Genomic DNA, 25,326 nt, shown 5'->3' with positions numbered 1-25,326 from the left:
GCGTCCACGGTACGGCGCTCGGCTCACGGGCGCGTCCCTCGTGTGGATGACTCCTGGCGCCGGACGCTCAGAAGCCGAGGCGTCCGAGCTGCTTGGGGTCACGCTGCCACTCCTTGGCGACCTTCACACGGATGTTGAGGTACACGTGCCGACCGCCGAGCAGCGACTCGATCTCGACGCGGGCGCGGGAGCCGACGTCCTTCAGGCGCTCCCCCTTGTGGCCGATGACGATCGCCTTCTGGCTGTCGCGTTCGACGAACAGGTTCGCGAAGATGCGCAGGGGCCCGTCGGCGTCGTCGTCCTCGTCCGGCTCGACGATGTCCTCGATCACGACGGCGAGCGAGTGCGGCAGTTCGTCGCGGACGCCCTCGAGCGCGGCTTCGCGGATGAGTTCGCTGATGCGCTCCTCGTCGGTCTCCTCGGTCACGGCCGACGAGTCGTACAGCTGGGGCGACTCCGGCAGCAACGAGGTGATCTCGCCGAGGAGGTCCTCGAGCTGCAGGCCCTTCGTGCCCGACGTCGGGATGATCGAGTCCCAGTCGCGGAGCCGGGAGACGGCCAGCAGCTGCTCGCCGACCTTGTCCTTCGAGGTGCGGTCGATCTTGGTGACGATCGCGACCTTCTTGGCCCGCGGGTACTGGTCGAGGGTGTCGTTGATGAAGCGGTCGCCCGGGCCGATCGGCTCGTTGGCGGGGACGCAGAATCCGATGACGTCGACGTCACCGAGCGTGGACTGCACCAGGTCGTTGAGCCGCTCGCCGAGCAGGGTGCGGGGACGGTGCACACCCGGGGTGTCGACGATGATGACCTGGCCGTCGGGCCGGTGCACGATGCCGCGGATCGCGCGACGGGTGGTCTGCGGCTTCGACGAGGTGATCGCGACCTTCTGGCCCACCAGCGCGTTCGTCAGCGTGGACTTGCCCACGTTCGGACGCCCGACGAACGAGACGAAGCCCGCGCGGTAGGGCTTGCCCGAGGCGGTGGGGGTGGAGTCGGAGTCGGTCATGCGTGCGTGGTTCCCGTCGTGGTGGTGGCGTCGTCGAAGGCGTCCTCGACACCCGCGAGGGCGTGAGTGCGTTCGGCGAGCACGGTGATGAGGTGGCGGCGCTTGCCCTCGACCCGGTCGGCCGTCAGGACGACGCCGGACACCGTGACCGTGTCGCCGGAGACCGCCAGGTGGCCGAGCTCCTTGGTGAGCAGACCGCCGGCGGTGTCGACGTCGTCGTCGTCGAGCTCGATGCCGAACAGGTCGCCGAGCTCGTCGACGGGCAGTCGGGCCGAGATGCGCCAGAGGCCGGGCTCGACCTCGACCCGGTCGACCACGGCGCGGTCGTACTCGTCGGAGATGTCCCCGACGAGCTCTTCGATGAGGTCCTCCATCGTGACGAGACCGGCGACGCCGCCGTACTCGTCGACGACCAGGACCAGGTGGTTCTTCGCGACCTGCATGTGCCGCAGGGTGTCGTCGGCGGCCTTCGACTCCGGCACGAACTCGGCCGGACGCAGCAGCCGGGTGACCCGCTCACTGCCGGACCCCGGTCGCTCGTACAGCGCCCGCGACACGTCACGCAGGTACAGGACGCCGAGGACGTCGTCGCTGTCCTTGCCGGTGACGGGCATGCGGGACACCCCGGCGGCGAGGAACTGCTCCATGCCCGCGGCGAGCGTGTCCGAGCCGTCGACCGTGAGCATGTCGGTGCGCGGCACCATCACCTCGCGCACGAGGGTGTCGCTGAACTCGAAGACCGAGTGGATGAGTTCGCGGTCCTCGTCCTCGAGCACGTTGCTCTCGGTGGCCTCGTCGACGAGGGACAGCAGTTGTTCTTCGCTCGACACCGTCGAGGCGCTGCGGCCGCGGCCCGGGGTCACGCGGTCACCGATCCGGACGAGCAGACCGGCGAGCGGACCGAGCACGATCCGGACGGCGCGGACCAGGCCGCCGGTGGACGCCAGCAGCCGTTCGGCGTGCGCCCGTCCGACGCTGCGCGGACTCGACCCGACGAGCACGAACGACACGGCCGTCATGATCGCGGCGGAGACGATGAGCGCCACCCACCAGCTGTCGAACGCCCGCACCAGGGCGATCGTGACGAGCACGGCTGCGGCGGTCTCGGCGAGCACGCGGAAGAAGTTCAGGGCGTTGACGTGCGCGCCGACGTCGTCCGCGATCGCCTCGAGCGCACGACGACGCTTGTTGCCGCGGGCGATCTCGTCGAGGTCGGCACGGGACACCACGGAGAGCGCGGCGTCGCTCGCGGCGAGGAGCCCGCCGAGCACGACGAGCCCGAGCGCGACCGCGAGCAGACCGACGACGACGAGCATCGGCTACCGACCCCGGCGCTGGGCCGCGAAGGCCGTCAGGATCTCGCCCTGCAGCCCGAACATCTCGGCCTTCTCGTCCGGCTCGGCGTGGTCGAACCCGAGCAGGTGCAGGATGCCGTGGCAGGTGAGCAGCAGCATCTCGTCGGTGCTGGAGTGTCCGGCGGTCTTCGCTTGTTCCTCGGCGACCTGCGGGCAGAGCACGATGTCGCCGAGCAGGCCGGCGGGCGTGGGGTCCTCTTCGGTGCCCGGTCGGAGCTCGTCCATCGGGAAGCTCAGGACGTCGGTGGGGCCGGGCTCGTCCATCCACCGCACGTGCAGCTGCTCCATCGCGCCCTCGTCGACCAGGACGATCGCGAGTTCGGCGTCCGCGTGCACGTGCATCGCGTCGAGGGCGAACGCGGCGAGGCGCTGGATGGCTGCCTCGTCCACCTCGACCCCGGACTCGTTGTTGAGCTCGATGCTCACCGGTTGCCTCCTCGGGCGTCGTTCTGGGGGTACGGGGGTCGCTGGCGGTCCTGCGGCGGCCGACCACGGCGCTCGGCACGGTTGGCGCCGTCGGGGTTGCCGACCGGCGCGCTGCCACGGCCACCGGGACGGTGACCGGCCTGCTCGGCAAGCCGTTCCTCGTCGTAGACGGTGTAGGCGTCGACGATGCGACCGACGAGCGTGTGCCGCACGACGTCTTCGCTGCCGAGGCGGGCGAAGTGGATGTCCTCGACCGTCTCGAGGATCCGCGTCACGAGCCGGAGACCGGACACGTTGCCCGGCAGGTCGACCTGGGTGATGTCACCCGTCACGACCATCTTCGAGCCGAACCCGAGACGGGTCAGGAACATCTTCATCTGCTCGGGCGTCGTGTTCTGCGCCTCGTCGAGGACGACGAACGAGTCGTTGAGCGTCCGGCCGCGCATGTACGCGAGCGGCGCGACCTCGACCGTGCCCGCAGCCAGCAGCTTCGGGACCAGCTCGGGGTCCATCATCTCGTTCAGGGCGTCGTACAGCGGCCGCAGGTACGGGTCGATCTTGTCGGTGAGCGTGCCTGGCAGGAACCCGAGCCGCTCGCCGGCCTCGACCGCGGGACGGGTCAGGATGATCCGGGTGACCTCGCGCCGCTGCAGGGCCTGGACGGCCTTCGCCATCGCCAGGTACGTCTTGCCGGTGCCGGCGGGGCCGATGCCGAACGTGATGGTGTGCTCGTCGATGGCGTCGACGTAGGCGCGCTGCCCGTCGGTCTTCGGCCGCACGGACTTGCCGCGGCTCGACACGATCGGCGTGCCGAAGGTGTCGGACGGCTTGCGGTCGTCGTCGAGGATCCGTGCCGACATCGGGATGTCCGACGGGCCGATGTCCTGCCCGCGCTTGACCATGCCGACGAGTTCGTCGACGAGCGCCTTCGCCCGCGCGACCTCGCGCTCGGGCCCGGTGAGCGTGACCTCGTTGCCGCGGACGACGACCTTGACGCCCGGGTACTGCCGTTCGACGGTCTTCAGCAGGCGGTCCTGGGGACCGAGGAGCTGGACCATGGCGATGCCGTCGACCTGGAGGGCGACGGAGACGACCTGGTCGTCGTCGGTGGTGGGCTGTGCTGGTTCGTTAGCCGGCAAGGGTGCCTTCCTGCAGTTCACCTGCGAGTACGTGCGCGTGCACGTGGAACACGGTCTGACCGGCGGCTTCGCCGGTGTTGAAGACGAGACGGAACTGGCCGCCGGCGCGCTCGTCGGCGATGCGCTGCGCGGTGGCGACCAGGTGGGCGAGGAGGTCGGGGTCACCGGCCGCGAGTTCGGCGACGTTCGCGTACTGCTCGGTCTTGGGGATGACCAGCACGTGGACGGGTGCCTTCGGGGCGATGTCCTCGATCGCGATCACGCGGTCGTCCTCGGCGACGACGGTCGCCGGGATCTCGCGCGCGATGATCTTGCTGAAGACGCTGGGCGTGCTGGTGCTCATGACTCCATCGTAGAACGCAGGACCGACCTCGGGCCTTCCCTCACCAGCGCCCGAGTCCGGCCTGCAGGATCGCGAGTGCCGCGGGACCGGCGGTCGACGTCCGCAGCACGCTGTCGCCGAGCCGGACCCTGATCGCTCCCGCGGCTTCGAGCCGCTCGAGCTCGGAGCCGTCGATGCCGCCCTCCGGCCCCACCACGAGGGCGATCTCGTCGAGGTCCGCCGTCGGTGCCCACGTCGCGAGCCGCACGGTCGCGGTGGGGTCGAGCACGAGCACCGCAGCACCGGCACCGAGCGCGGGGACGAGCTGCGCCGTCGTGACGAGCGGCCCGACCTCGGGCACCCGCGACCGGATCGCCTGCTTCGCGGCCTCGTGCGCGATGGCCGTCCAGCGCGATCGGCCCTTCTCGACCTTCGGGCCCTCCCACCGGGAGACGCTGCGCGCGGCGGACCACGGCACGATCCGGTCCACACCGATCTCCGTCGACGCCTGCACCGCCATCTCGTCGCGGCCGCCCTTGGCGAGGGCCTGCACGAGCGTCAGCGACGGGACCGGCAGAGGGTCGACGGACAGCGATGCCACGGACAGCACCAGCGAGTCGCGGTCGACCGAGTCCACCGCACCGGACACGACGGTCCCCCGTCCGTCCGAGAGCCGCAGCGTCTCACCGACCCGCACACGCGAGACGGTCACGGCGTGCCGCCCCTCTGCCCCGTCGAGCGTCACGGTGCCACCGACGGCGACCCCGTCGAGCGACTCCACGACGTAGAGCGATGCCATCAGAAGTTGAAGAAGCGGTCGCGGAGCTTGCCGAACATGCCCTGCTGGAACCGTGCGAGCTGCGGCGCCGACGCCTTGTGCGACTTCGCGAGCTGCTCGACGAGCTGGCGTTCCTTGTGCGACAGCTTCGTCGGGGTGACGACCTGCACGCCGACCCGGAGGTCGCCGCGGCCGCTCCCGCGCAGCTTCGTGATGCCGCGGTCCTTGATCACCAGGACGTCCGCGCTCTGCACCCCCGGACGGATCTCGAGCTCGACGGGCCCGTCGAGTCCGTCGATCGTCGTGGTGGTGCCGAGCACGGCATCGGTCATCGCGACCTCGAGGGTGGCGAGCAGGTCGTCACCGTCGCGGCTGAAGACGTCGTCGTGCCGGACCCGGATCTCCAGGTACAGGTCGCCGGAGGGGCCACCGGCGGGGCCGACCTCGCCCTGTCCGGGCATCTGCAGGCGCAGGCCCGAGTCGACGCCGGCGGGGACGTCGACCGGCACGGTGCGACGGGCGCGGACGCGGCCCTGACCCTGGCAGGTCGGGCAGGGGCTCGGGATGACGGTGCCGTAGCCGCGGCAGGTGCCGCACGGGGCGCTCGTCACGACGTTGCCCAGCAGCGAACGCACCTGGCGCTGGATGTTGCCGGACCCGCCGCAGATGTCGCAGGTGCGCGGGCTGGTGCCGGGTGCGCAGCACGACCCGTGACAGGTCTCGCACAGGACGGCGGTGTCGACCTCGACGTCCTTGTGGGTGCCGAAGACGACCTCGTCGAGGTCGACGTCGATGCGGAGCAGGGCGTCCTGCCCGCGCTCGGCACGGCTGCGGGGACCACTGCCCCGGCCGCCACCACCACCACCGCCGAAGAAGGCGTCGAAGATGTCGCTGAACCCGCCGGCGCCGCCACCGAAGGGGCTGTCGGCCTGGGGCCCGGCGTCGTACCGGCGCCGCTGCTCCGGGTCGCTCAGGACGTCGTACGCGTGCGTGACGTCCTTGAACCGCTCGGCTGCCTCTGGGGCAGGGTTCACGTCCGGGTGGAGCTCACGCGCCAGGCGGCGGTAGGCCTTCTTGATGTCGGCATCGGAGGCGTCTCGCTGGACGCCGAGGACGTCGTAGTGGTCTGCCACGTATCCCTCAGTCGGTTGTGTTCGGTCGGTCGGTCGGTGTTGCAGTCGATCAGTGTTCGCCCAGCAGCTTGGACAGGTACCGTGCGACGGCCCGGACGGCAGCCATGTTCGTGCCGTAGTCCATCCGGGTCGGTCCCAGGACACCCAGGCGTGCCACCTCGCCGCCACCGGCGAGGTACCCGCCGGCGACGATGCTCGTGGCGTCGAGCCCGTACTCGGCGTTCTCGACGCCGATGCTCGCCGCCACCGCGATGTCGTCCACCTGCATCTCCCCGAACAACCGGAGCAGGGTGACTTGTTCCTCGATCGCTTCGAGCACCGGGAAGAGGCCGCCGGAGAAGTCCTGCTCGCTCTTCGCCAGGTTGGCGGCACCGGCCATCACCAGGCGGTCCTGACGGTTCGCCGCGACCTGCTCGATGAGGGTCGCCACGACGACCCCGCCGAGCGCCTGGGCGTCGGGCCGGAGCTGTTGCGGGACCGCACGGAGCGCGGTGGGCACGTCCTGCAGCAGGAGCCCCACGGCCGCGCCGTTCAGCACGGTGCGGAGTTCGGTCAGCAGCGGCTCGTCGAGCGCGACGTCGGTCTCGACGACGCGTTGTTCGACCCGGGCGGTGTCGGTGATGAGCACGACCATGAGCCGGGCGTCGCCGAGGCGCACCAGCTCGACGTGCTGCACCCGGGCGCGCACCATCGAGGGGTACTGCACCAGGGCGACCTGGTTCGTGAGCTGGCTGAGCAGGCGCACGGTGCGGCCGAGGACTTCGTCGAGGTCGTTCGGTGCCCCGAGGAAGGTCTCGATGGCGTGCCGCTGGGCGCTCGTCAGCGGCCGGGCTGCGGCGAGGTGGTCGACGAACAGCCGGTAGCCCTTGTCGGTCGGCACCCGGCCGGACGAGGTGTGCGGCGCGACGATGAGCTGCTCGTCCTCGAGCAGGGCCATGTCGTTGCGGATCGTGGCGGCACTGACGCCGAAGGCGTGCCGCTCGACGATCGTCTTGGAGCCGACCGGTTCGCGGGACGCCACGTAGTCGCGCACGATGGCCTTCAGGACCTCGAGGCTGCGTTCACTGACCACGAGCGCTCCTTCCTGGTCGACCTGGCACTCGGACGTGTCGACTGCTGATCCTACGCCCGCACGACTGCACCCCCGATACGCTTCCGGCATGACCTACGGACAGCAGCCCGGTGGCCCGCAGAACCCCAACGGGCCCCAGTACCCGGGCGGGTACACCCCGCCGCAGCCGATGAGCCCGGAGGACCAGCGCCTCTGGGCCACGCTGACTCACATCGGCGGGATCTTCTTCAACTTCGTCGCCCCGCTCGTGGCGTACCTGGTGCTGCGCGACCGCGGCGGCTTCATCCGCGAGCACACCCGGGTCGCACTGAACTTCCACATCACCGTGGCGATCGCGTACGTCGCGTGCGGCGTGCTGAGCGTCGTGGTCATCGGACTGGTGCTGTTCCCGATCGTCGCCGTCCTGACCGTCGTCTTCGGCATCCTGGCGGCCGTCGCGGCGAACCGGGGCCAGTTCTACCGCTACCCCCTGTCGATCGAGTTCATCAAGCAGTAGCAAGCACAGTGCAGTAGCAAGCACAGTGCAGTAGCAAGCACAGTGCAGTAGCAAGCACAGCGTCAGTCCAGCAGCTCCCGTACCACCGCGTCGGCGAGCAAGCGACCCTGCAGGGTCAGGTCGATGCGTCCCCGCACCGCGGCCGACCCGTCCACGAGACCCCGTGCGATGAGTCCCGCGACCCGGCCACGGGCCTCCTGGCGGATCTCGCTCGTCGCGAGCTCCCCGCGGACCCGCGCGGCGAGGAGCAGGCGCTCGACGTAGCGGGTCTCGTCGTCGATGACCTCGCGCCCGGCGGCCGGCGACTCGCCGGACAGCACCCGGTTCGCGTACGCGGCCGGGTGCTTCACGTTCCACCAGCGCGTGCCGGCGACCGCGGAGTGGGCGCCGGGGCCGACACCCCACCAGTCGTGGCCCTTCCAGTACGACAGGTTGTGGCGACTCGCGTGCGCGTCGCCGCGCGCCCAGTTCGACACCTCGTACCAGGAGTACCCGGCGTCGCCGAGCACCTGGTCGGCGAGCTCGTACATGTCGGCGGCCAGGTCGTCGTCGGGGGCCGGGAGCTCCCCGCGCGCCACCATGCGGCCCATCGCGGTGCCGTCCTCGACGATGAGCGAGTACGCCGACACGTGGTCGGGCTCGCAGGCCAGCGCGGCGTCGAGCGAGGTGCGCCAGTCGTCGAGGGACTCCCCCGGTGTCGAGTAGATGAGGTCGAGGGAGACGTCGAGGCCCTGCTGCTTCGCAAGGTCGACGACGACCGGCACGCGCAACGGGTCGTGTGTGCGGTCGAGGGTCGCGAGGACGTGCGGGACCGCGGACTGCATGCCGTAGCTGATCCGGTTGAACCCACCCTCGCGCAGCGTCTGCAACGAGGACGCGTCGACCGAGTCCGGGTTCGCCTCGGTCGTGACCTCGGCACCGGGCAGGATCCCCCACGTGTCGTCGATGGCCCGCAGGATCATCGCCAGGTCGGACGCCGGCAGCATCGTCGGGGTCCCGCCACCGAAGAACACGGTCGACACGGGCCGGCGCGGGACGCCGGAGCGGTCGAGCACGGTCGCGGCCCACTCGATCTCCCGCACGGCGTGGCCGGCGTAGTCGTCGCGGCGCACGCCGCGGAGCTCGGACGCCGTGTACGTGTTGAAGTCGCAGTAGCCGCAGCGCACCCGGCAGAACGGCACGTGGACGTAGACCCCGAACGGCACGGCCGCAGGGTCGGAACCGGCGGCGGAGCCCGCCGCGGCTCGCGGCACGATCAGTCCGTCAGCGGGTGCCGGATCGGCGATCGGGAGAGCACTCGGCATGGAGTCCATTGTCCGTCATGATGGACGCATGGAGCACCACCCCGTCCCCACCACGGTCCTGTGGGACATAGACGGCACCCTCGTGATGAACGCGTCGTCCCCGGGCAACCTCTACCACCTCGCGCTCGAGCGTGCGGTCGGCCGCGACCTCACCCTGCGCGTCGGGCACCAGCACGGTCGGACCGATGCCGGGCTCATCGCCGAGCACGTCCGTGCGCACGCGTTCGAGGACACGATCATCCCGACGGTCAGCCGCCACCTGCGCGACCTCACCGCCGAGCGGCACGCCTCAGGCGACCACCGGTCCCCCGTCCCCGGCGCCACCGCGCTGCTCACCCGCTTCGCGGAGCTCGGGTGGCGGAACGGCCTGCTCACCGGGAACTCCGAGTACCGCGCACGCGTCAAGCTGGCCGGTGCCGGGTTCGACGAGGGCCTGTTCGACTGGAACCACTCCTACTTCGGCGACACCGAGGTGGAGCGTGCGGACGTCACCACCCGCGCGGCGGCGGAGCTCGCCGGCACCCGTGCCGTGATCGTCGGCGACACCCCGCGTGACGGCGAGGCCGCGGACGCCGCCGGCATCCCCTTCCTGGCGGTCGCCACCGGGGTGTTCGACGTCGAGGCGCTGCGGGTCACCAACGCGGTCACGGTCGCGCGGGACTGCCGGGTCGACGCCGCGCTGATCGAGGACGCCATCGCGGCGTTGCCGCCACTGCGCTGACCCAGCGTGCAAGCGCACAAAGCACACGCACGCACGCACGCACGCGCAAGCATGCGCTCGCCGCTAGTCGCCCCGCAGCGCCGCCAGGTACTGCTCCGCCATCACCTTCTGCTGCCGACGCAGCAGCGGCGCGACGAACTGCCACTTCCGGCTCGACGGCTGCGAGAACTGCCGGATCTGCAGCCACACGGAACCGTCCGACGTGCGCTCGACGACGAACGACTCCTCGCCGGAGAGCGGGTGCCCCTCGAGCGTGCCGTACGCGAAGCCCTTGCGGTCGTGCTCGTCGATGATCGACACGACCCGCACGGGCGCCTGCACGGTCCGCCCGAAGGCGTGCATCGTGAGCGTCGCCGACGTGCCGGCGGTCACCAGCGGGGTGCCGTCCGGCGCGAACTTCTCGACCCGGGGCGTGCCGATCGAGGCCGGGGCGATCGGGACGCCGTCGTCGTCGAACGTCACCGGGTTGTACCGGACCTCGTCGTCGTCGGGCTGTTCCTCGACGCGCACGCGGATGCCGCTGCGCTCCTGGATCTGCCACGTCAGGGCCTGCGTCACCGCGGTCTCGAACCGCTGGTCGCCGTGCCCGATCCGGGCACGCGACTCGGTGGGGGTGAATCCCTCGGGCGGGTACGTCATGAGGTCCGACGCCTGGGTCGCCCCCACCGCGCCGTAGGTCAGGGCGGTCCGGTAGCTCCCGCGGATGCTCATGCCGCCAGCCTACTTGCGCCTGCCCCGTCGGATCGAACCGATCACCGCTCAGGTCGCGTCGTCCGGGTCGCGTCGTCCGGTTCGCGTGCACCCCGAACTGGAGGCCCGACACCCGCCCGCCCCGCCCCTATCGTTGCAGCGTGCCCCGCTCCACCCCCGCGCCCTGGCGGTCCGTCGACCGTCGGACCGCGACGCTCGCCGCGCTCACGCTCGTCGCCTTCGGCGCCGCCGCACTCGCGCGTGTCCTCGTCGACGCGACGACGGCGAGCATCGGCTCGTCGACGCGGTACGTCACCGTGCCGGCCGCGCAGTGGGACACCTTCGACACCGCGAACGCGATCGCCGCGGTCGGTGCGTGCTGCGCCGGAGCCGGGGTCCTGCTGTTCGGCGCCAGCCTCGTGTCCGCCGTGCGGCGGCACCGGGCCACGCGGATGCCGCAGTGGCTCGGCGCCGTGACGATCGCCCTGGCCCTCGGCGCCGTCGTATCCGGGATCGCCGCGACCCAGCAGACGGACTTCGGTGCGGCCGCCGGGCTGGTCATCCTGCGGACCGCACTGGCGGGACTGGCCGCCGCGAGCCTCCCGGCCCTCTGCCTGGCCGTGCTGCGGGCGCGGGCCGCTCGGACCCGTTGACCCGTCGCTACTTCTTCTTCTCTTCCACGTCGCCGGAGAGCGCTGCGATGAAGGCTTCCTGCGGGACCTCGACCCGACCGATGGTCTTCATGCGCTTCTTGCCCTCCTTCTGCTTCTCGAGGAGCTTGCGCTTTCGGGTGATGTCACCGCCGTAGCACTTCGCCAGGACGTCCTTGCGCATCGCGCGGATGCTCTCGCGGGCGATGATCCGTGCGCCGATGGCCGCCTGGATCGGGACCTCGAACTGCTGGCGCGGGATGAGCTTGCGCAGCCGCTCGGTCATCAGCGTGCCGTAGGCGTAGGCCTTGTCGCGGTGCACGATCGCGCTGAACGCGTCGACCTGGTCGCCCTGCAGCAGGATGTCGACCTTGACGAGGTCGGCCGCCTGGTCGCCGATGGGCTCGTAGTCGAGCGAGGCGTAGCCCTGCGTCTTGCTCTTCAGCTGGTCGAAGAAGTCGAACACGATCTCGCCGAGGGGCATCTCGTAGCGGATCTCGACGCGGTCCTCGCCGAGGTACTCCATTCCGAGCAGCGAGCCGCGGCGCGACTGGCACAGCTCCATGATCGCGCCGACGTAGTCCTTCGGGGCGAGGATCGCCGCGCGGACCATGGGCTCGCGGACCTCGACGATGCGGCCGCCGGGGAACTCGGACGGGTTCGTGACCTCGGTCACGGAGTTGTCCTCGTTCGTGACCTCGTAGATCACGCTGGGCGCGGTCGTGATGAGGTCGAGGCCGAACTCGCGCGAGAGCCGCTCGGTGATGATCTCGAGGTGCAGCAGGCCGAGGAACCCGCAGCGGAAGCCGAAGCCGAGCGCCACGGAGGTCTCGGGCTCGTAGACCAGCGCTGCGTCGGAGAGCTTGAGCTTGTCGAGCGCGTCGCGGAGGTCCGGGTAGTCCGACCCGTCGATCGGGTACAGGCCCGAGAACACCATCGGCTTCGGGTCCGTGTAGCCGGGCAGGGCCTCGGTCGCGGGCTTCTGCGCGCTCGTGACGGTGTCGCCGACCTTGGACTGGCGGACGTCCTTCACGCCGGTGATCAGGTAGCCGACCTCGCCGACGGACAGCCCCTTCGTCGGGATCGGCTCGGGGCTCGACACCCCGATCTCGAGGATCTCATGCGTCGACTTGGTCGACATCATCTGGACCTTCTCGCGCGGCTTGATCGAGCCGTCGATCATCCGGATGTACGTGACGACGCCGCGGTAGCTGTCGTAGACCGAGTCGAAGATCATCGCGCGGGGCGCGGCCTCGACGTCGCCGACCGGTGCCGGCACACGCCGGACCACCAGGTCGAGGAGCTCGGGGACACCGACGCCGGTCTTGCCGGAGACGCGCAGGACGTCCTCCGGCTTGCCGCCGATGAGCTGCGCGAGCTCGGCCGCGTACTTCTCGGGTTCGGCTGCCGGCAGGTCGATCTTGTTGAGGACCGGGATGATCTCGAGGTCGTTCTCGAGCGCCAGGTACAGGTTCGCCAGCGTCTGCGCCTCGATGCCCTGGGCGGCGTCGACGAGCAGGATCGCGCCCTCGCACGCTGCCAGGGACCGCGAGACCTCGTACGAGAAGTCGACGTGCCCGGGGGTGTCGATCATGTTGAGCGCGAAGGTCTCACCGTCGAGCTCCCACGGCATGCGGACGGCCTGCGACTTGATCGTGATGCCGCGCTCGCGCTCGATGTCCATGCGGTCGAGGTACTGCGCGCGCATCGCGCGCTCCTCGACGACGCCGGTCATCTGCAGCATGCGGTCGGCCAGCGTGGACTTGCCGTGGTCGATGTGCGCGATGATGCAGAAGTTGCGGATCGCGCCGGCCGGGGTCGCGGCGGGCTCGAGCGGAGCGGATGCTTGTGGGCTCACGGTTCCTCAGGTGGGTCGGACGGTCGGCCCAGTCTCCCATGCTTCACCCGCCCTGGAGGCACGGCGCGGCTGCGCGACGTGCGATGCGGAACGCGGGGCGGGCCTCCCGTGCGTCACCCGCCCCGGTCCGGACGGTCGCCGCCGTCAGACGGAGGCGTGCGCCGGCGCCGGCAACGCGCCCAGCCCGCGCCGCAGGTCGTCAGGGGTGGCGGCCAGGCAGACGCGGATCCAGCCCTCGCCGGTGCGGCCGAACGCGCTGCCGGGCGCGACCGCGACGGCCTCGCGCTGCAGGAGGCCGAGCGCCCACGCCGCGACGTCGCCGTCCGAGGCGTGCGACACGTCGACCCAGAGGTAGAAGGCGCCGCGCGGGTCGAGGTACCGGATCCCGGCGGCGTCGAGGACCTCCTTCGCGACCTCGAGGTTCGACCGGTAGTGCTCGCGGGCGTCGCGGACCGCGGAGTGGTCCCCCACGATCGCCGCCAGCGCCGCGTACTGGTCGGGCTCGGCGACGCAGCTGATCATCGCCTCCTGCGTGGTGCGCATCGTCGGCCCGAGGCCCTTCGGCGTGACGAGGTACCCCACCCGGACGCCCGTCATCGCGTAGGTCTTGCTCAGCGAGAACGCGGAGAACACCCGGTCGTCCTCGTCGAGCGCAGCCAGGCTGACGTGGCGGGTGCCGTAGGTGAAGTACTCGTAGACCTCGTCGCTGATCACCCACAGGTCGTGCCGCTTCGCGAAGGAGAGCAGCGCGCGCAGGGTGTCCTCGCCGAACACCGAGCCGAGCGGGTTCGACGGCGAGTTCACCACGAGCACGCGGGTGCGCTCGGTGACGCTCGCCTCGAGTGCCTCGAGGTCGGGTTCGAACCTGTGCTGCGGTTCGAGCCGGTACGGCACCGGCGTGGCCCCGAGGATGTGCGCGTTCATCGTGAAGGTCGTGTAGCCGGGGTCCGGCACCAGGACCTCGTCGCCGAGGCTCAGCGTCAGCGTCATCGCCTGGAACAGGGCCTGCGTCGCACCGATCGTCATCCAGATCTGTTCGAGGTCGGCCTCGATGCGGTTCTCGCGGCGGAGCTTGTCGCGGATCGCCTCGCGCAGGGGTGCGATGCCGCCGTTCGGCGTGTAGTCGGTGCGGTCCTCGGTCCACGCGCGACGGGCCGCGTCACCGATGTGCGGCGCCACGGGCACGTCCGGTTCGCCGATCACGAGCATCGTGACCGGGGTGCCGGCGGACTGCAGCAGCGCTGCCTGCTCGAAGACCCTCCGGATGCCGGAGGCGGGCACGGTGTCGATCCGAGGAGCGAGGGATGGCATGCCCGACACCGTATCCGGTGCGTGTTGCCGCGAGATCACGCCGATCCGGCGGTGTTTCGTGCTTTGGTGGCGGGCCGTTCGCCTGGTAATGTTGGTGGCTGGCTTGCGCGTTCCCCGCCCACGGGTGGAACGCGATGCGACCGAGGGCCCCTCTACCCCGCGGTCGCGCCCACCCGTACGAGACGAAGCAGGAGCTACACATGGCGAACATCAAGTCGCAGATCAAGCGCATCAAGACCAACCTCAAGGCCACCGAGCGCAACAAGGCCTACAAGTCGGAGCTGAAGACGTTCATCCGTCACACCAACGACGCCGTTGCCGCTGGCGACAAGGACAAGGCCGTTGCTGCCCTGGCCACCGCGTCGAAGAAGCTCGACAAGGCCGTGAGCAAGGGTGTCATCCACCGCAACCAGGCAGCGAACCGCAAGTCGGCCATCGCGAAGAAGGTTGCGTCGCTCTGATCTCCTGAGCGCCGCACGAAGGCCCCGCACCGAACGGTGTGGGGCCTTCGTCATGTGCGGGGTGGGGCGTGGGGCGTGGGCGGTGGGCGTCTGGGTGGTGGGCGGCGGCGAGCCGCACGCTTCGTGAGCAGAAATGGTCGGGTGGCCGGTCGGCACTCGACCATTTCTGCTCACCAAGTTCGCGGGTGTGGGCGCGCGACGAGCGCGCGACGACCGGGAGGCGCGGGTCGCCTCAGCGCGCCTCGCCGCGTCGGGCGATGGTGCGGACCATGACCTCGAGTGCGTAGTGCGCGTCGCGCGAGCCGCCCTTCACCGCGGTGTCCGCCTCAGCGATGCTCGTGATCGCGTTCGCGAGACCCGTCTCACTCCACGAGGCGACGTCACGCTGCGCGCGCTGCACCTGCCACGGGGCCATGCCGAGCGCCGACGCCGCCTGACCGCTCGGCCCGCGGAACGCGCTGACCTTCGCCATCGTGCGGATCTTGCTCGCGAACGCCGCGACGATCGGCACCGGTGCTTCGCCCGTCGCCAGCGCGTGCCGCAACTCGACGATCGCCGGAGCGGACCGTCCGGCCAGGGCGATGTCGGCCACCTTGAACGCGTTCGTCTCGACGCGACCGCCGTAGTACTTGTCGACGACCTTGTCGGTGATCTCCTGCGCTTCGTCCGCCAGGAGCTGCCGACACGCGGCGGCGAGCTCAGCCAGGTCGTCCGCGAAGGCGACCACGAGGGTGCGGACCGCCGACGGCGCGATCTTGCGTCGAGCGGCGCGGAACTCGGCGTTCACGAAGTCGATGCGGTCGGTCTCGCGCTTGAGCTCGTCGCACAGGACCTCGACCCCACCGCCGACCCCGCTGCGGATCGTGTCGAGCAGCTTCTTGCCACGCACCCCGCCGCCGTGACGGAGCACCAGGGTGACGTCGTCGGCCGGGGCCTGCAGGTACGAGATGGTCTCGGTGATGAAGGCGTCGGTGCACTTCTCGACATTGGTGACCCGCACGAGCCGCGGCTCGCCGAACAACGACGGGCTGGCGAGGGTCGCGAGCAGCCCGGGAGCGTACTGGTCGGCCTCGAGGTCGTGCACCTCGAGCGCCGGGTCCTCGCCCACGAGCAGGTCCTTGAGCACACTGCTCGCCCGGTCGGCCAGGAACGCCTCGGGCCCGGTGACGAGCACGACCGGGGCCGGGCGGATCCCCGACCAGGGGACCTGGTCGATCTTCGCTGCGGCGCGCGCGGGCTTCTTGGCGGGCATGCGGTCCTTCCGGTGGTGCCGACCCGGACGGTGCCGGTGCGACGAGTGCTCCGACGATCCTACGGGCGGCCACCGACGGCGTGTGCTCCGTCCACACCCGCAGGTCGTCGGTGGCCGCCCGACCCACCACGACGGTGCCGAGTTCGTCGGTCCGGTACGCGGCGGTCCCGGACGATGCGAGCATCGACAGCGCCGACCGTGTCGGGTGGCCGTAGGTGTTGTCCGCGCCGACGCCGACGAGTCCGACGCGGGCCGCGAGCTGCCGGTACAGCAGCGGGTCCTGGTCGGCCGAACCGTGGTGCGAGACCTTCACGACGTCGACGGGGCCTGTTGGCAGCGCACTGCCGGAGCGGACCCGACGCTGCGCGGTCTCCCCCAGGTCGCCGAGGAACACCCCGGACAGGCACGTGGGGCAGTCGTCGCCCGGCAGTGGTTCGGTCACGAGCACGATGCTCGCGTCGTTGCCGGCGTCCGGGCTGCCCGCCCGCGGCCACACCACGCGCCAACCGAGCGGCCCGAGCACGCCGGACACCCGGTCGTCGGCCTGCCGGACGTCGACGCCGCCGCGCTGCAGGTCCTGCACGACGCGGCTGTCCGACGCACGGCCGACGGGTCCGACGAGCGCCGTGTCGACGATGCCCGCGACCTCGTCGACCGCCCCGACGTGGTCGCGGTCGAAGTGCGTGAGGACGAGCAGGTCGATCCGGCGGACCCGCAGCAGGTCGAGGCAGGCCCTGAGGCGGTCCGGGTCGTCCCCGGTGTCGATCAGGGCCGTGCTGTCGCCGCCACGGACCAGCACGGCGTCGCCCTGTCCGACGTCGCACGCCGCGACCGCCCAGTCGCGCGGGACGGTACCGCGCACGACCAGCACGGGGACCGCGACGGCGGCGACACCGACCACCACGACGACTCCCGCGACGAGCAGCAGGCGGCTCCGCACCGTCGGAGTGCTCAGCACGGCGACCGCGAGGCACGTGCTGACGACCACGGCGCCGACCACCCCGACGGTCCCGCCCGGCCACGGCGCCGACGCGTACGGCAGCAGCGCTGCACCGTGGGCGATGCCCCCGACCGCCGACGCGGGGGCCCAGGCGACGGCGGCCAGCACCGACCCACCCCACGGCCACACCGGCGCGAGCAGACACGCACCGAGGCCGACGACGGTGACGATCGGTGCCAGGGGCTCGGCCAGCAGGTTCGCCGGCACCGCGTAGGTCGGCAGCGCCGCGGACAGCGGAATCGTCACGGGCCAGCAGGCGACCTGTGCTGCCACCGGAACGGCGAGGGCAGCGGCCGCCGGGGTCCACAGCCGTCGGGCGAGGAGCCTGGTGAGCGGTGGCCCGAGCACCACGATGCCGCTCGTGGCGAGCACCGACAGCGCGAACCCGAACGACCGCGCGAACCAGGGGTCGACCACCAGCATGCCGATCGCGGCCAGGGCGATGAGCGGCACGCCGCGCACGGGGCGGCCGGACAGGTGCACGACCAGCACGACGACCGCCATCACCGTGGCCCGGACGATCGACGGGTCTGGCCGTACGAGCACCACGAACGCGAGCAGCACGGCGACGGCAGACGCCGCCCGGAGCCCCCGAGGCACCCCGCAGAGTCGCCCGACCACCACGACGAGGCCGACGATCACCGCGCAGTTCGCCCCGGACACCGCGGTCAGGTGGGTCAGCGCCGAGGTCTCCATCGCTGCCTCGGTCGCGGCGTCGAGGCCGGACCGGTCGCCGATCGCCAGGCCACGCAGGAGCGCAGCCCCGGGCTCGGGCAGGTCCGCCGTCGCGCGGACGAAGGCCCGGCGCGCGGTGTCGGTGGCTCCGAGCAGTCCCCCGGGTGGCTCGGTGGCGGGCACACCCCGGAGGAACAGCACGAACGCGGTCGCGGAACCGGGGACGTCGGCCTCGATCGTCCCGGTGCCGGTCACCCGCGTTCCCGCGGCCAGCACGCGGTCGTGATCGTCACCCGGCGGGACGAGCGCACCGTCGCCCGGCGGGACGAGCGCACCGTCGCCCGGCGGCACGAGCCGGACCGGTACCCGGAGCGCACGCTCCGTGTCGGCACGCTCGAGCGTCGCGAGCACGGAGCGGTCACTCGGGCCCAGGTCGCGCGACAGGACCGCGTCGAACGAGACGGTGCCCGACGCGGAGGCGAGTGCCCGGAGTACCTCCGGCGTTCGTCGGGTCTCACCCACGGTGACCGACACCGCGAGCAACGCGGTCAGCGCCGCCGCGACGAGCACCGGGCCGGCACCGGCGGTCACGGTGCGGCAGCGACGGCCCGAGCAACGACGACCAGCGACGATCGCGCTCCCTCCGGCGAGCACGGCCAGCGCGGCCAGCACGGCGGCCACGATCCCGACCACCGGCGCTGCCGTCGGTCCACCGACGAGCACGGTCGTCACGATCCAGGCGATCGCCACCGGCACCGCAACCCGCAGGTCCGTCGCACTGGGTCGCAGCTGCAGGGGCACGGCTCAGACCCGCACGCGGTCACGCAGCTCCGCGAACCGGACGTCGCCGATGCCGCTGACGTCGAGCAGGTCCTCGACCGCGGTGAACCGGCCGTGTTCGTCGCGCCAGGCGAGGATCCGGCCGGCCAACCCCGGGCCGATGCCGGGCAGGGTCTCGAGCGCAGCCTGGTCGGCGCTGTTCAGGTCGACGACGGCGTCGGCGCCGGTTCCCGAGGCGCCCGCGGCACCCGTACTGCCGTCCCCGCTACTGCCCGCCGCGGCCGCATCGCCGTCGACCGGATCGAGCGCCGCTGGCACCTCGTCCTCGCCCACGCGCGGCACGTACAGCCGCTCGCCGTCGGTCAGGACCCGTGCCAGGTTGAGTCGGTCCAGGTCCGCGTCCGCCGTCGCGCCGCCGGCCCGCTCGATCGCGTCGGTGACCCGGCTCGACGGCGGCAGGCGCACCACGCCGTCGCGCTCGACCGCCCCGAGCACGTGCACCACCACACGCGCCGCACCAGTGGCAGGTGTTTCACCACCGGATGCAGGACCAGCGGTCGACGACCCAGCGGTCGGCACGCCGGCAGCCGGAGCGCCGACAGTCGGCGCGCCGGCGGTGGGCGCACCACTGACGACGACCCCGCCCGCCCCTGCACCACCACGTCCCGTCAGCGACCCGACCAGGACCACCACGAGCGCCACAGCCACGACGACCCCGGCCAGCACCACCGCGGCCCGCGGCGACAGCACCAGGCGCGACCAGAGCACGCGTCCCGATGCGGGCGCGCCGTCCACTGGCCGAGGGTCCGGTGACGAGGGCGACGACATGCCCCGAACGCTACGGAGCCCGGCCGATCGGCCGGGCTCCGGAGTGCTGGTCTGTGGACAGGTGCGTCGGACGCCCACCCTGTGGACGGCCAGACGCCCACCCCGTGGACGGCCGCGCCGACCGAGGACTACCCCTTGATGGCGATGTTCACGAGCTTCGGCGCCCGCACGATGACCTTCACGATCTCGCGGTCACCGATGTACCGCTGCACGTTCGCCGAGTTCCGCGCGAGTTCTTCGAGCTCGGACGGATCGATCGACTTCGACACCTCGAACGAGTCGCGCACCTTGCCGTTGACCTGCACGACGGCGGTGAGGGTCTCCTGCACCAGCAGCGTCGGGTCAGCCTTCCGCCAACCGTGCAGCGCGACGGTGGCCTCGTACCCGAGCTGCTCCCACATCTCCTCGCCGGTGTACGGCGCGAACACGGCGAGGCCGAGCGTGACGGTCTCGACGGCTTCGCGCACGGCGGGGTCGGCGGCACCGGGGCCGCTGTCGATCGCCTTGCGGGTCACGTTGACCAGGTCCATGAGCCGCGCGATCACGACGTTGAACTTGAACGACTCCATCAGGCCCGGCGCATCGGCCAGGAACCGGTGCGTCACCTGGCGCAGGGCGCGGTCGCCCTCGGCCCAGACGACGTTGGGGGTCGACGTGACGTCGGTCGCCAGGCGGTAGGCGCGGGCCAGGAAGCGTGCCGAGGCGGACGGCGAGACGTCCTCCCAGTTGATGTCGTCCTCGGGCGGGCCGGCGAAGCCCATCACCAAGCGGATCGCGTCGACGCCGTTCGCGTCGAGCTCGTCGCCGAGCGAGACGCCGCCCTTGGACTTCGACATCTTCGAGCCGCCGGACAGCACCATGCCCTGGTTGAGCAGTGCCGAGAACGGCTCGGTGAAGTCGAGGTAACCGAGGTCGAAGAGCACCTTGGTGACGAAGCGCGCGTACAGCAGGTGCAGGATCGCGTGCTCGATGCCGCCGATGTACTGGTCGACCGGCGCCCACTTGCGAGCGACGGCGGGGTCGAACGCCTGGGTGTCGTCGTTCGCCGCCAGGAAGCGCAGGAAGTACCACGACGAGTCGACGAAGGTGTCCATCGTGTCGGTGTCACGGAGCGCGGGCGTGCCGTCGACGGGGTTCGGGACGTTGACCCAGTCGGTCGCTCCGCCGAGCGGCGAGGTGCCCTTGGGCTTGAGGTCGAGCCCCTCGGTGTCGGGCAGCCGCACCGGCAGCTGGTCGAGCGGCACGGGGTGCTCGCTGCCGTCGGCGCCGTGGATGATCGGGATCGGCGTGCCCCAGAAGCGCTGGCGCGAGATGAGCCAGTCGCGCAGGCGGTAGGTCTTGGCGGCGCGACCGGTCCCGCGCTCCTCGAGCAGGGAGATCGCGGCGGTGATCGCGTGCTGCTTCGACATGCCGTCGAGGGGGCCGGAGTTCATCATCCGGCCCTGACCCGTCAGCGCCTCGCCCGTGGTGGCGGGGTTGAGGTCGGGCAGCTCGGTGTCCTCGGTGATCACCGGGATCGCTCCGGTGACCGCGGCGTTGGTGTCGACGACGACCTTCACCGGCAGGTCGAACGCCCGGGCGAAGTCGAGGTCGCGCTGGTCGTGCGCCGGCACGGCCATGACCGCCCCGTGGCCGTAGTCGGCGAGCACGTAGTCGGCGGCCCAGATCGGCAGGCGCTCCCCCGTCAGCGGGTGGATCGCGAAGCGGCCGAGCGGCACACCGGTCTTCGGGCGGTCGGCGTTCTGCCGGTCGATCTCGGATGTCTTCTGGGTGGCGACGAGGTAGGCATCGAAGTCCGCACGGACGGAGGAGGACGCAGAAGCGACCAGCGACGCTGCCAGGTCCGAGTCCGGTGCGACGACCAGGAACGTCACGCCGTGGATCGTGTCGGGACGCGTCGTGAACACCGTGACGGGCTCGTCACGGCCCTCGATGACGAAGTCGACGTCGGCGCCGACCGACCGGCCGATCCAGTTGCGCTGCTGCGCGATGACCTTGGCGGGCCACCGTCCCTCGAGCTGGTTGAGGTCGTCGAGCAGGCGGTCGGCGTACTCCGTGATCTTGAAGTACCACTGCGTGAGCTTCTTCTTGACGACGACGGCGCCGGAGCGGTCCGAGGTGCCGTCGGGCAGGACCTGCTCGTTCGCGAGCACGGTCTGGTCCACCGGGTCCCAGTTGACCCAGCTGTCCTTGCGGTACGCCAGGCCCTTCTCGTACATCTTCAGGAACAGCCACTGGTTCCACTTGTAGTACTCGGGGTCCGAGGTGTGGATCTCGGTGCTCCAGTCGAACGACGGCGCGTAGCGCTTGAAGGACGCCTTCTGCTGCGCGATGTTCGCGTAGGTCCAGTCCTTCGGGTCCACCCCGCGCTTGATCGCGGCGTTCTCGGCGGGCAGGCCGAAGGAGTCCCAGCCGATGGGGTGCAGGACGTTGAAGCCCTGCTGGCGCCAGTAGCGCGCCACGAAGTCGCCGAGGGCCCAGTTCTCGGCGTGCCCCATGTGGAGGTCGCCGGACGGGTACGGGAACATCTCGAGGATGTACTTGCGCGGACGCGTGTCGTCCAGGTCGGTGGTGAAGAGCCCGAGCTCTTCCCAGCGGGGCTGCCACTTCTCCTGGATACGACGGAAGTCGTAGGCGTTCGGGTCCTCGGCGTGCTGCTCGGTGGTCACGGACGTCAACGATACAAGCCGGGAGGCCCGTCCAGCGTCCGCCTGTCGGGTCATCCGACGAGCAGGCGGCCGGCGGCCATCCGCAGGGTGCGGTCGACCAGGTCCGCCCGGACCGGCACGTGCGACACGATCACGACCGTCCGTCCCGCTGCGCGGGCCGTCGTCACGAGGTCGTGCAGGACGGCGTCGCCGAGGTCCGGGTCGATGTCGGCCGTGGGTTCGTCGAGCACGAGCACCGGGAACGCGTGCAGGAGCGCGCGCGCCAGGGCGAGCCGGTGCGCTTGTCCGCCGGAGACGAGGCCACCGCGCTCCCCCACCGACGCATCGAGCCCGCCGCGACGTCCGACCCACTCGCCGAGGCCGACCCGGTCGAGCACGGCGAGCAGCTCGTCGTCGGTCGCGGTCTCGCGGGCGAACAGCAGGTTCTGTCGCACGGACTGGTCGAACACGAACGGGTCCTGCTCGATGAGCCCGATGCGGGCACGGACGGCGTCGGGGTGCATGTCCTTCGCCGAGACCCCGTCGAGCGTGTACGAGCCCTGGTGGTCGACGAACCGGACGAGCGCGTCGACGAGGGTGGACTTCCCCGCGCCGCTCGGCCCTTCGAGCACGACGACCTCGCCGGGGTGCAGGTCGAGCGAGACCCCGTCGACCGCCGGCGTCGTGGCTCCGGGCCACTGCACGGTCAGGTCGCGCACCGCCACGGTGACCGGACCGGACACCGTCAGTTCGGCCGAGTCGGCGTCCTGCTCGGGTTCGGGCACGATGCCCGCGGGCACCCGTGCCGGGACGACCTGCTCGACCCGCTCGGCTGCAGCGCGCACCCGGCGCAGCGTGAGGACGGCGAGCGGGACCCCGCCGACGACCTCGAACAGGGCGAGCGGCACGAACACGGTCAGCGCCCAGAGCGGTCCGTCGAGCGCCCCGGACACCACGGCGGGTGCACCGACGGCCAGGATCCCGATGACCGCGCCGCCGCCGACCAGCCCGACCAGGGCACCGACGAGCGCCTCGACCGTGCCACGGCGGCGCACCGCACGGGTGACGCCGGCGTCGAGACGGGCGATGTGCGCCAGCCGCTCGTCGAGGGTGCCGTAGGCCGCGAACACGTCGAGCGTCCGCACGGTGTCGAGCACGAGGTCGGCGACCCGACCACGGTCCGCCGCGGTCTCACGGTCGGAGCGCTCGGCGATCGACCGCGTCACGACCGACCCGAGCAGCGCCGCGACCGCCAGGCCGAGCAGGAGCACGAGGGCGGCCGGCACCGACACGATCGCCACCGCGACGACGGACAGCACGGCGACGACCCCGGCGGACACCAGCGGCCCGACGACGCGGATGGGCAGGTCCTGCAGCCGGTCGGTGTCGGTGACCAGGCGGGTCATCAGGTCGCCACGGCCCGTGCTGCCGAGCCCTGCCGGTGCGACCGAGGCGAGCCGCCGGTACATCTCGGTGCGCACCACCGCGAGCTGCCGGAAGGACGCGTCGTGCCCGGCGAGCCGGTCGACGTAGCGCAGCGCCGCACGCCCGAGTGCGAACGCCCGCACGCCGACCATCACGAGGGTCAGGTAGAGGATCGGCGGGTGCTCCGCGGCACGGGTGATGAGGTAGCCGCTCGCGGCGAGGAGGGCCACGGCGCAGACCGCACTGAGCGCACCAGCGGCAACCGCCTTCGCCCAACCCGACCCGTGCGGCATCGCGAGGCGCAGGACGGACGCTCCACGGCCCTGGCGGCTCATGCGCGCACCCCCGTCCGGACGGTGACCGACCCACCGGTGCCGATGTCGACCCGGACGTCGGCCGCGGCGACGACCGCCGGTCGATGGCTGGCCACCACGACGACCGCGCCGTCCGCCGCCAGGCCGCGGATCGCGGCGACGACGTGGGCCTCGGCCTCGGCGTCGAGCGCCGACGTCGGTTCGTCGAGCAGGACCAACGGCGTGCCGACGCGGCGGGCGCGGTACAGCGCCCGCGCGACGGCGACGCGCTGCGCCTGGCCGCCGGACAGTCCGCTGCCGCCGGCGCCGATCGGGAGGCCCGGGTCGACCCCCAGCCCCGCGTCGCGCAACGCGGTCTGGACGTCCACGGCGTCGGGGGTCGCGCTGAGCGCGACGTTCTCGGCGACGGTCCCGCGCACGAGGCGGGGTCGCTGGTCGGCCCAGGTGGTGCGCTCGGCAGTGGTCGTGCCGGCGTCGCCCGGGACGACGACGGTGCCGTCGTGCGGCAGGACGCCGCGGAGTGCGGCGATGACGCTCGACTTGCCCGAGCCGCTCGGACCGGCGAGCACGACGACGGTGCCGGGGCCGGCGTGCAGGTCGAGCGGGCCGATCACCACGTCGGGCCGGCGGACGGTCAGACCGTGCACGGCCAGCGCCGTGGCAGCCGGAGTGGTCGCCGCGGGGTCCGTGTCGTGGTGCGGCGCGGGCTCCGTGTCGTCGTCGAGGACGTCGAGGACCGCTGCTGATGCCTCGACGCCGTCCTGGGCGGCGTGGAAGTCCGCGCCGACCTGACGGATGGGGGCGAACGCCTCGGGGGCGAGGACCAGGACGAACATCGCGGCGCCGAGCCCGAGCGAGCCGTCGACCAGCCGGATGCCGATCGACACCGCGACGAGGGCGACGGACAGGCTCGCGGCGAGCTCGAGCGCGAACCCGCTGACGAACGACAGCCGGAGCACCCCGAGCGTGCCGCGACGGTACTCGTCCGTGACGGCGCCGATGCGGCCGACCTGGCGCCGGGCGCGACCGAACACCTTGAGGGTGGCCAGGCCCTCGACGGCCTCGAGGAAGGCGCCGCCGAGCTTGGCGAGGGCGTCGGACTGCTTCCGCTGCAACGACTGGGTCGCGAGGCCGATCAGGATCATGAACACCGGGATGACCGGCAGGGCGAACAGGATGATCAGCCCGCTCGTCAGGTCACCGAGGCCGATCGCGACCAGCAGCAGCGGTGTGGCGATCGCGGTGAGTGCGAGCTGCGGCAGGTAGCGACCGAAGTAGGCGTCGAGCGCGTCGAGGCCAGGCCCGAGGGTGGTGGCGAACCCCGCGCTCGACCGGCCCGCCAGCCAGGACGGACCCCGCTCGGCGGCGCGGGCGAGCACCGTGGTGCGCATCTCGCTCTTCACCTTCGCCGCGGCGCGGGCCGCCAGGTCGTCGGTCGCCCAGGCCGCCACGGCACGGAGCACGAACGCGCCGCCCAGCAGCGCGAGCGCCTGCCCGAAGGCGCCCGGGACACGGCCGTCCTGGACCGCGTCGATGCCGAGGGTCACGGCGGCGGCGATCCCCCACGCGATCGCGATGGTCGCGACCGTGCGGAGGACGCCGGTGCCGGCGGCCGCGACGATGAAGCCGCGCGCCGTCCGCGACAGGCGCAGGAGTCGCGGGTCGAGCGGCTTCACCGTCGC

At 71.7% G+C, this 25,326-nt stretch carries 21 protein-coding genes and 1 pseudogene; 4 read left to right on the top strand and 18 right to left on the bottom strand.

The features are described 5' to 3' along the window. Positions 1 to 67: 67 nt before the first annotated feature. From era to hrcA, 8 genes are all read right to left on the bottom strand, one after another. The gene (era, locus tag ACIPV1_RS01040) at positions 68 to 1,006 is read right to left on the bottom strand and encodes a GTPase Era (protein WP_123292554.1); all 939 of its coding nucleotides are present in this window, start codon (positions 1,004 to 1,006) and stop codon (positions 68 to 70) included. Further along, positions 1,003 to 2,322: a hemolysin family protein gene (locus tag ACIPV1_RS01035; protein WP_173168390.1), complete on the bottom strand. Its 1,320-nt coding sequence runs from the start codon at positions 2,320 to 2,322 to the stop codon at positions 1,003 to 1,005. Before ACIPV1_RS01035 ends, era begins: the two co-directional genes overlap by 4 nt. A gap of 3 nt (positions 2,323 to 2,325) precedes the next feature. Next, positions 2,326 to 2,787, bottom strand: coding sequence for an rRNA maturation RNase YbeY (gene ybeY, locus ACIPV1_RS01030; RefSeq protein WP_111085740.1), 462 nt, complete (start codon positions 2,785 to 2,787; stop codon positions 2,326 to 2,328). Beyond that, on the bottom strand, positions 2,784 to 3,845 hold the full coding sequence (locus ACIPV1_RS01025; RefSeq protein WP_228505182.1) for a PhoH family protein: 1,062 nt from the start codon (positions 3,843 to 3,845) through the stop codon (positions 2,784 to 2,786). The genes ybeY and ACIPV1_RS01025 overlap by 4 nt, the downstream gene beginning before the upstream one ends. Positions 3,846 to 3,915: 70 nt before the next feature. Continuing rightward, entirely contained in the window at positions 3,916 to 4,269 is a 354-nt protein-coding gene (locus tag ACIPV1_RS01020; protein ID WP_123292550.1) for a histidine triad nucleotide-binding protein, read from the bottom strand. Positions 4,270 to 4,309: 40 nt separating this feature from the next. After that, a complete protein-coding gene (locus tag ACIPV1_RS01015) occupies positions 4,310 to 5,047 on the bottom strand; it encodes a 16S rRNA (uracil(1498)-N(3))-methyltransferase (protein ID WP_402725596.1) in 738 nt (245 codons plus the stop codon). Continuing rightward, a complete protein-coding gene (dnaJ, locus tag ACIPV1_RS01010) occupies positions 5,047 to 6,159 on the bottom strand; it encodes a molecular chaperone DnaJ (protein WP_111085744.1) in 1,113 nt (370 codons plus the stop codon). The genes ACIPV1_RS01015 and dnaJ overlap by 1 nt, the downstream gene beginning before the upstream one ends. 49 nt (positions 6,160 to 6,208) lie before the next feature. Continuing rightward, positions 6,209 to 7,231: a heat-inducible transcriptional repressor HrcA gene (gene hrcA / locus ACIPV1_RS01005; RefSeq protein WP_123340397.1), complete on the bottom strand. Its 1,023-nt coding sequence runs from the start codon at positions 7,229 to 7,231 to the stop codon at positions 6,209 to 6,211. Positions 7,232 to 7,319: 88 nt separating this feature from the next. Here hrcA and ACIPV1_RS01000 point away from each other — a divergent pair, with 88 nt between their 5' ends. Next, a complete protein-coding gene (locus tag ACIPV1_RS01000) occupies positions 7,320 to 7,727 on the top strand; it encodes a DUF4870 domain-containing protein (RefSeq protein WP_243692472.1) in 408 nt (135 codons plus the stop codon). A 62-nt stretch (positions 7,728 to 7,789) separates the two neighbouring features. On the opposite strand, the gene hemW is transcribed toward ACIPV1_RS01000, so the two are convergent. Then, entirely contained in the window at positions 7,790 to 9,031 is a 1,242-nt protein-coding gene (gene hemW, locus ACIPV1_RS00995; protein WP_123292547.1) for a radical SAM family heme chaperone HemW, read from the bottom strand. Positions 9,032 to 9,059: 28 nt separating this feature from the next. Here hemW and ACIPV1_RS00990 point away from each other — a divergent pair, with 28 nt between their 5' ends. Next, positions 9,060 to 9,752 carry an HAD family hydrolase gene (locus ACIPV1_RS00990; protein WP_165901400.1) on the top strand — a complete coding sequence of 231 codons (693 nt, stop codon included), beginning with the start codon at positions 9,060 to 9,062 and terminating at the stop codon, positions 9,750 to 9,752. A 63-nt stretch (positions 9,753 to 9,815) separates the two neighbouring features. Here ACIPV1_RS00990 and ACIPV1_RS00985 read toward each other — a convergent pair whose 3' ends face one another. Then, positions 9,816 to 10,463: a DUF1990 family protein gene (locus ACIPV1_RS00985; RefSeq protein WP_111085748.1), complete on the bottom strand. Its 648-nt coding sequence runs from the start codon at positions 10,461 to 10,463 to the stop codon at positions 9,816 to 9,818. Positions 10,464 to 10,603: 140 nt separating this feature from the next. Between ACIPV1_RS00985 and ACIPV1_RS00980 the strand changes: the two genes are divergently transcribed. Further along, positions 10,604 to 11,095, top strand: a complete 492-nt coding sequence (locus tag ACIPV1_RS00980; RefSeq protein WP_123292545.1) for a hypothetical protein — start codon at positions 10,604 to 10,606, stop codon at positions 11,093 to 11,095. 7 nt (positions 11,096 to 11,102) lie between these two features. On the opposite strand, the gene lepA is transcribed toward ACIPV1_RS00980, so the two are convergent. Then, positions 11,103 to 12,950, bottom strand: a complete 1,848-nt coding sequence (gene lepA, locus ACIPV1_RS00975; protein ID WP_123292544.1) for a translation elongation factor 4 — start codon at positions 12,948 to 12,950, stop codon at positions 11,103 to 11,105. Between the two features lie 144 nt (positions 12,951 to 13,094). After that, positions 13,095 to 14,261: a pyridoxal phosphate-dependent aminotransferase gene (locus ACIPV1_RS00970; protein WP_402725595.1), complete on the bottom strand. Its 1,167-nt coding sequence runs from the start codon at positions 14,259 to 14,261 to the stop codon at positions 13,095 to 13,097. 200 nt (positions 14,262 to 14,461) lie between these two features. Here ACIPV1_RS00970 and rpsT point away from each other — a divergent pair, with 200 nt between their 5' ends. Beyond that, entirely contained in the window at positions 14,462 to 14,722 is a 261-nt protein-coding gene (gene rpsT, locus ACIPV1_RS00965) for a 30S ribosomal protein S20 (protein ID WP_111085752.1), read from the top strand. Between the two features lie 232 nt (positions 14,723 to 14,954). On the opposite strand, the gene holA is transcribed toward rpsT, so the two are convergent. The 6 genes and pseudogenes from holA to cydD form a co-directional block, all read right to left on the bottom strand. Further along, positions 14,955 to 15,974, bottom strand: a complete 1,020-nt coding sequence (gene holA / locus ACIPV1_RS00960) for a DNA polymerase III subunit delta (RefSeq protein ID WP_123292542.1) — start codon at positions 15,972 to 15,974, stop codon at positions 14,955 to 14,957. A gap of 622 nt (positions 15,975 to 16,596) precedes the next feature. Beyond that, positions 16,597 to 17,832 (bottom strand): annotated as a pseudogene (locus ACIPV1_RS00955) (ComEC/Rec2 family competence protein); the annotation flags it as partial. A gap of 621 nt (positions 17,833 to 18,453) precedes the next feature. Continuing rightward, positions 18,454 to 19,224, bottom strand: coding sequence for a helix-hairpin-helix domain-containing protein (locus ACIPV1_RS00950; protein ID WP_402725594.1), 771 nt, complete (start codon positions 19,222 to 19,224; stop codon positions 18,454 to 18,456). A gap of 161 nt (positions 19,225 to 19,385) precedes the next feature. After that, positions 19,386 to 21,980 (bottom strand): leucine--tRNA ligase, encoded by a 2,595-nt coding sequence (gene leuS / locus ACIPV1_RS00945; protein ID WP_402725593.1) that lies wholly within the window; start codon positions 21,978 to 21,980, stop codon positions 19,386 to 19,388. Beyond that, positions 21,977 to 23,665: a thiol reductant ABC exporter subunit CydC gene (gene cydC / locus ACIPV1_RS00940; RefSeq protein WP_402725592.1), complete on the bottom strand. Its 1,689-nt coding sequence runs from the start codon at positions 23,663 to 23,665 to the stop codon at positions 21,977 to 21,979. The genes leuS and cydC overlap by 4 nt, the downstream gene beginning before the upstream one ends. After that, complete coding sequence (gene cydD, locus ACIPV1_RS00935; protein WP_402725591.1) at positions 23,662 to 25,320, bottom strand: thiol reductant ABC exporter subunit CydD; 1,659 nt, start codon at positions 25,318 to 25,320, stop codon at positions 23,662 to 23,664. Before cydD ends, cydC begins: the two co-directional genes overlap by 4 nt. Positions 25,321 to 25,326 lie beyond the last annotated feature (6 nt).

Source organism: Curtobacterium sp. NPDC089991, from assembly GCF_044748425.1.
Lineage (GTDB): Bacteria > Actinomycetota > Actinomycetes > Actinomycetales > Microbacteriaceae > Curtobacterium.
The sequence above is the reverse complement of the archived record's forward strand: the minus strand, read 5'-3'. Positions and strand labels throughout refer to the sequence as shown.

Coding starts and splice junctions, on each gene's coding strand:
- era (WP_123292554.1), bottom strand. CDS start 1,006: ATGACCGACTCCGACTCCACCCCCACCGCCTCGGGCAAGCCCTACCGC.
- ACIPV1_RS01035 (WP_173168390.1), bottom strand. CDS start 2,322: ATGCTCGTCGTCGTCGGTCTGCTCGCGGTCGCGCTCGGGCTCGTCGTG.
- ACIPV1_RS01025 (WP_228505182.1), bottom strand. CDS start 3,845: ATGGTCCAGCTCCTCGGTCCCCAGGACCGCCTGCTGAAGACCGTCGAA.
- ACIPV1_RS01020 (WP_123292550.1), bottom strand. CDS start 4,269: ATGAGCACCAGCACGCCCAGCGTCTTCAGCAAGATCATCGCGCGCGAG.
- ACIPV1_RS01015 (WP_402725596.1), bottom strand. CDS start 5,047: ATGGCATCGCTCTACGTCGTGGAGTCGCTCGACGGGGTCGCCGTCGGT.
- ACIPV1_RS01000 (WP_243692472.1), top strand. CDS start 7,320: ATGACCTACGGACAGCAGCCCGGTGGCCCGCAGAACCCCAACGGGCCC.
- hemW (WP_123292547.1), bottom strand. CDS start 9,031: ATGCCGAGTGCTCTCCCGATCGCCGATCCGGCACCCGCTGACGGACTG.
- ACIPV1_RS00990 (WP_165901400.1), top strand. CDS start 9,060: ATGGAGCACCACCCCGTCCCCACCACGGTCCTGTGGGACATAGACGGC.
- ACIPV1_RS00985 (WP_111085748.1), bottom strand. CDS start 10,463: ATGAGCATCCGCGGGAGCTACCGGACCGCCCTGACCTACGGCGCGGTG.
- ACIPV1_RS00970 (WP_402725595.1), bottom strand. CDS start 14,261: ATGCCATCCCTCGCTCCTCGGATCGACACCGTGCCCGCCTCCGGCATC.
- rpsT (WP_111085752.1), top strand. CDS start 14,462: ATGGCGAACATCAAGTCGCAGATCAAGCGCATCAAGACCAACCTCAAG.
- holA (WP_123292542.1), bottom strand. CDS start 15,974: ATGCCCGCCAAGAAGCCCGCGCGCGCCGCAGCGAAGATCGACCAGGTC.
- leuS (WP_402725593.1), bottom strand. CDS start 21,980: ATGACCCGACAGGCGGACGCTGGACGGGCCTCCCGGCTTGTATCGTTG.
- cydC (WP_402725592.1), bottom strand. CDS start 23,665: ATGAGCCGCCAGGGCCGTGGAGCGTCCGTCCTGCGCCTCGCGATGCCG.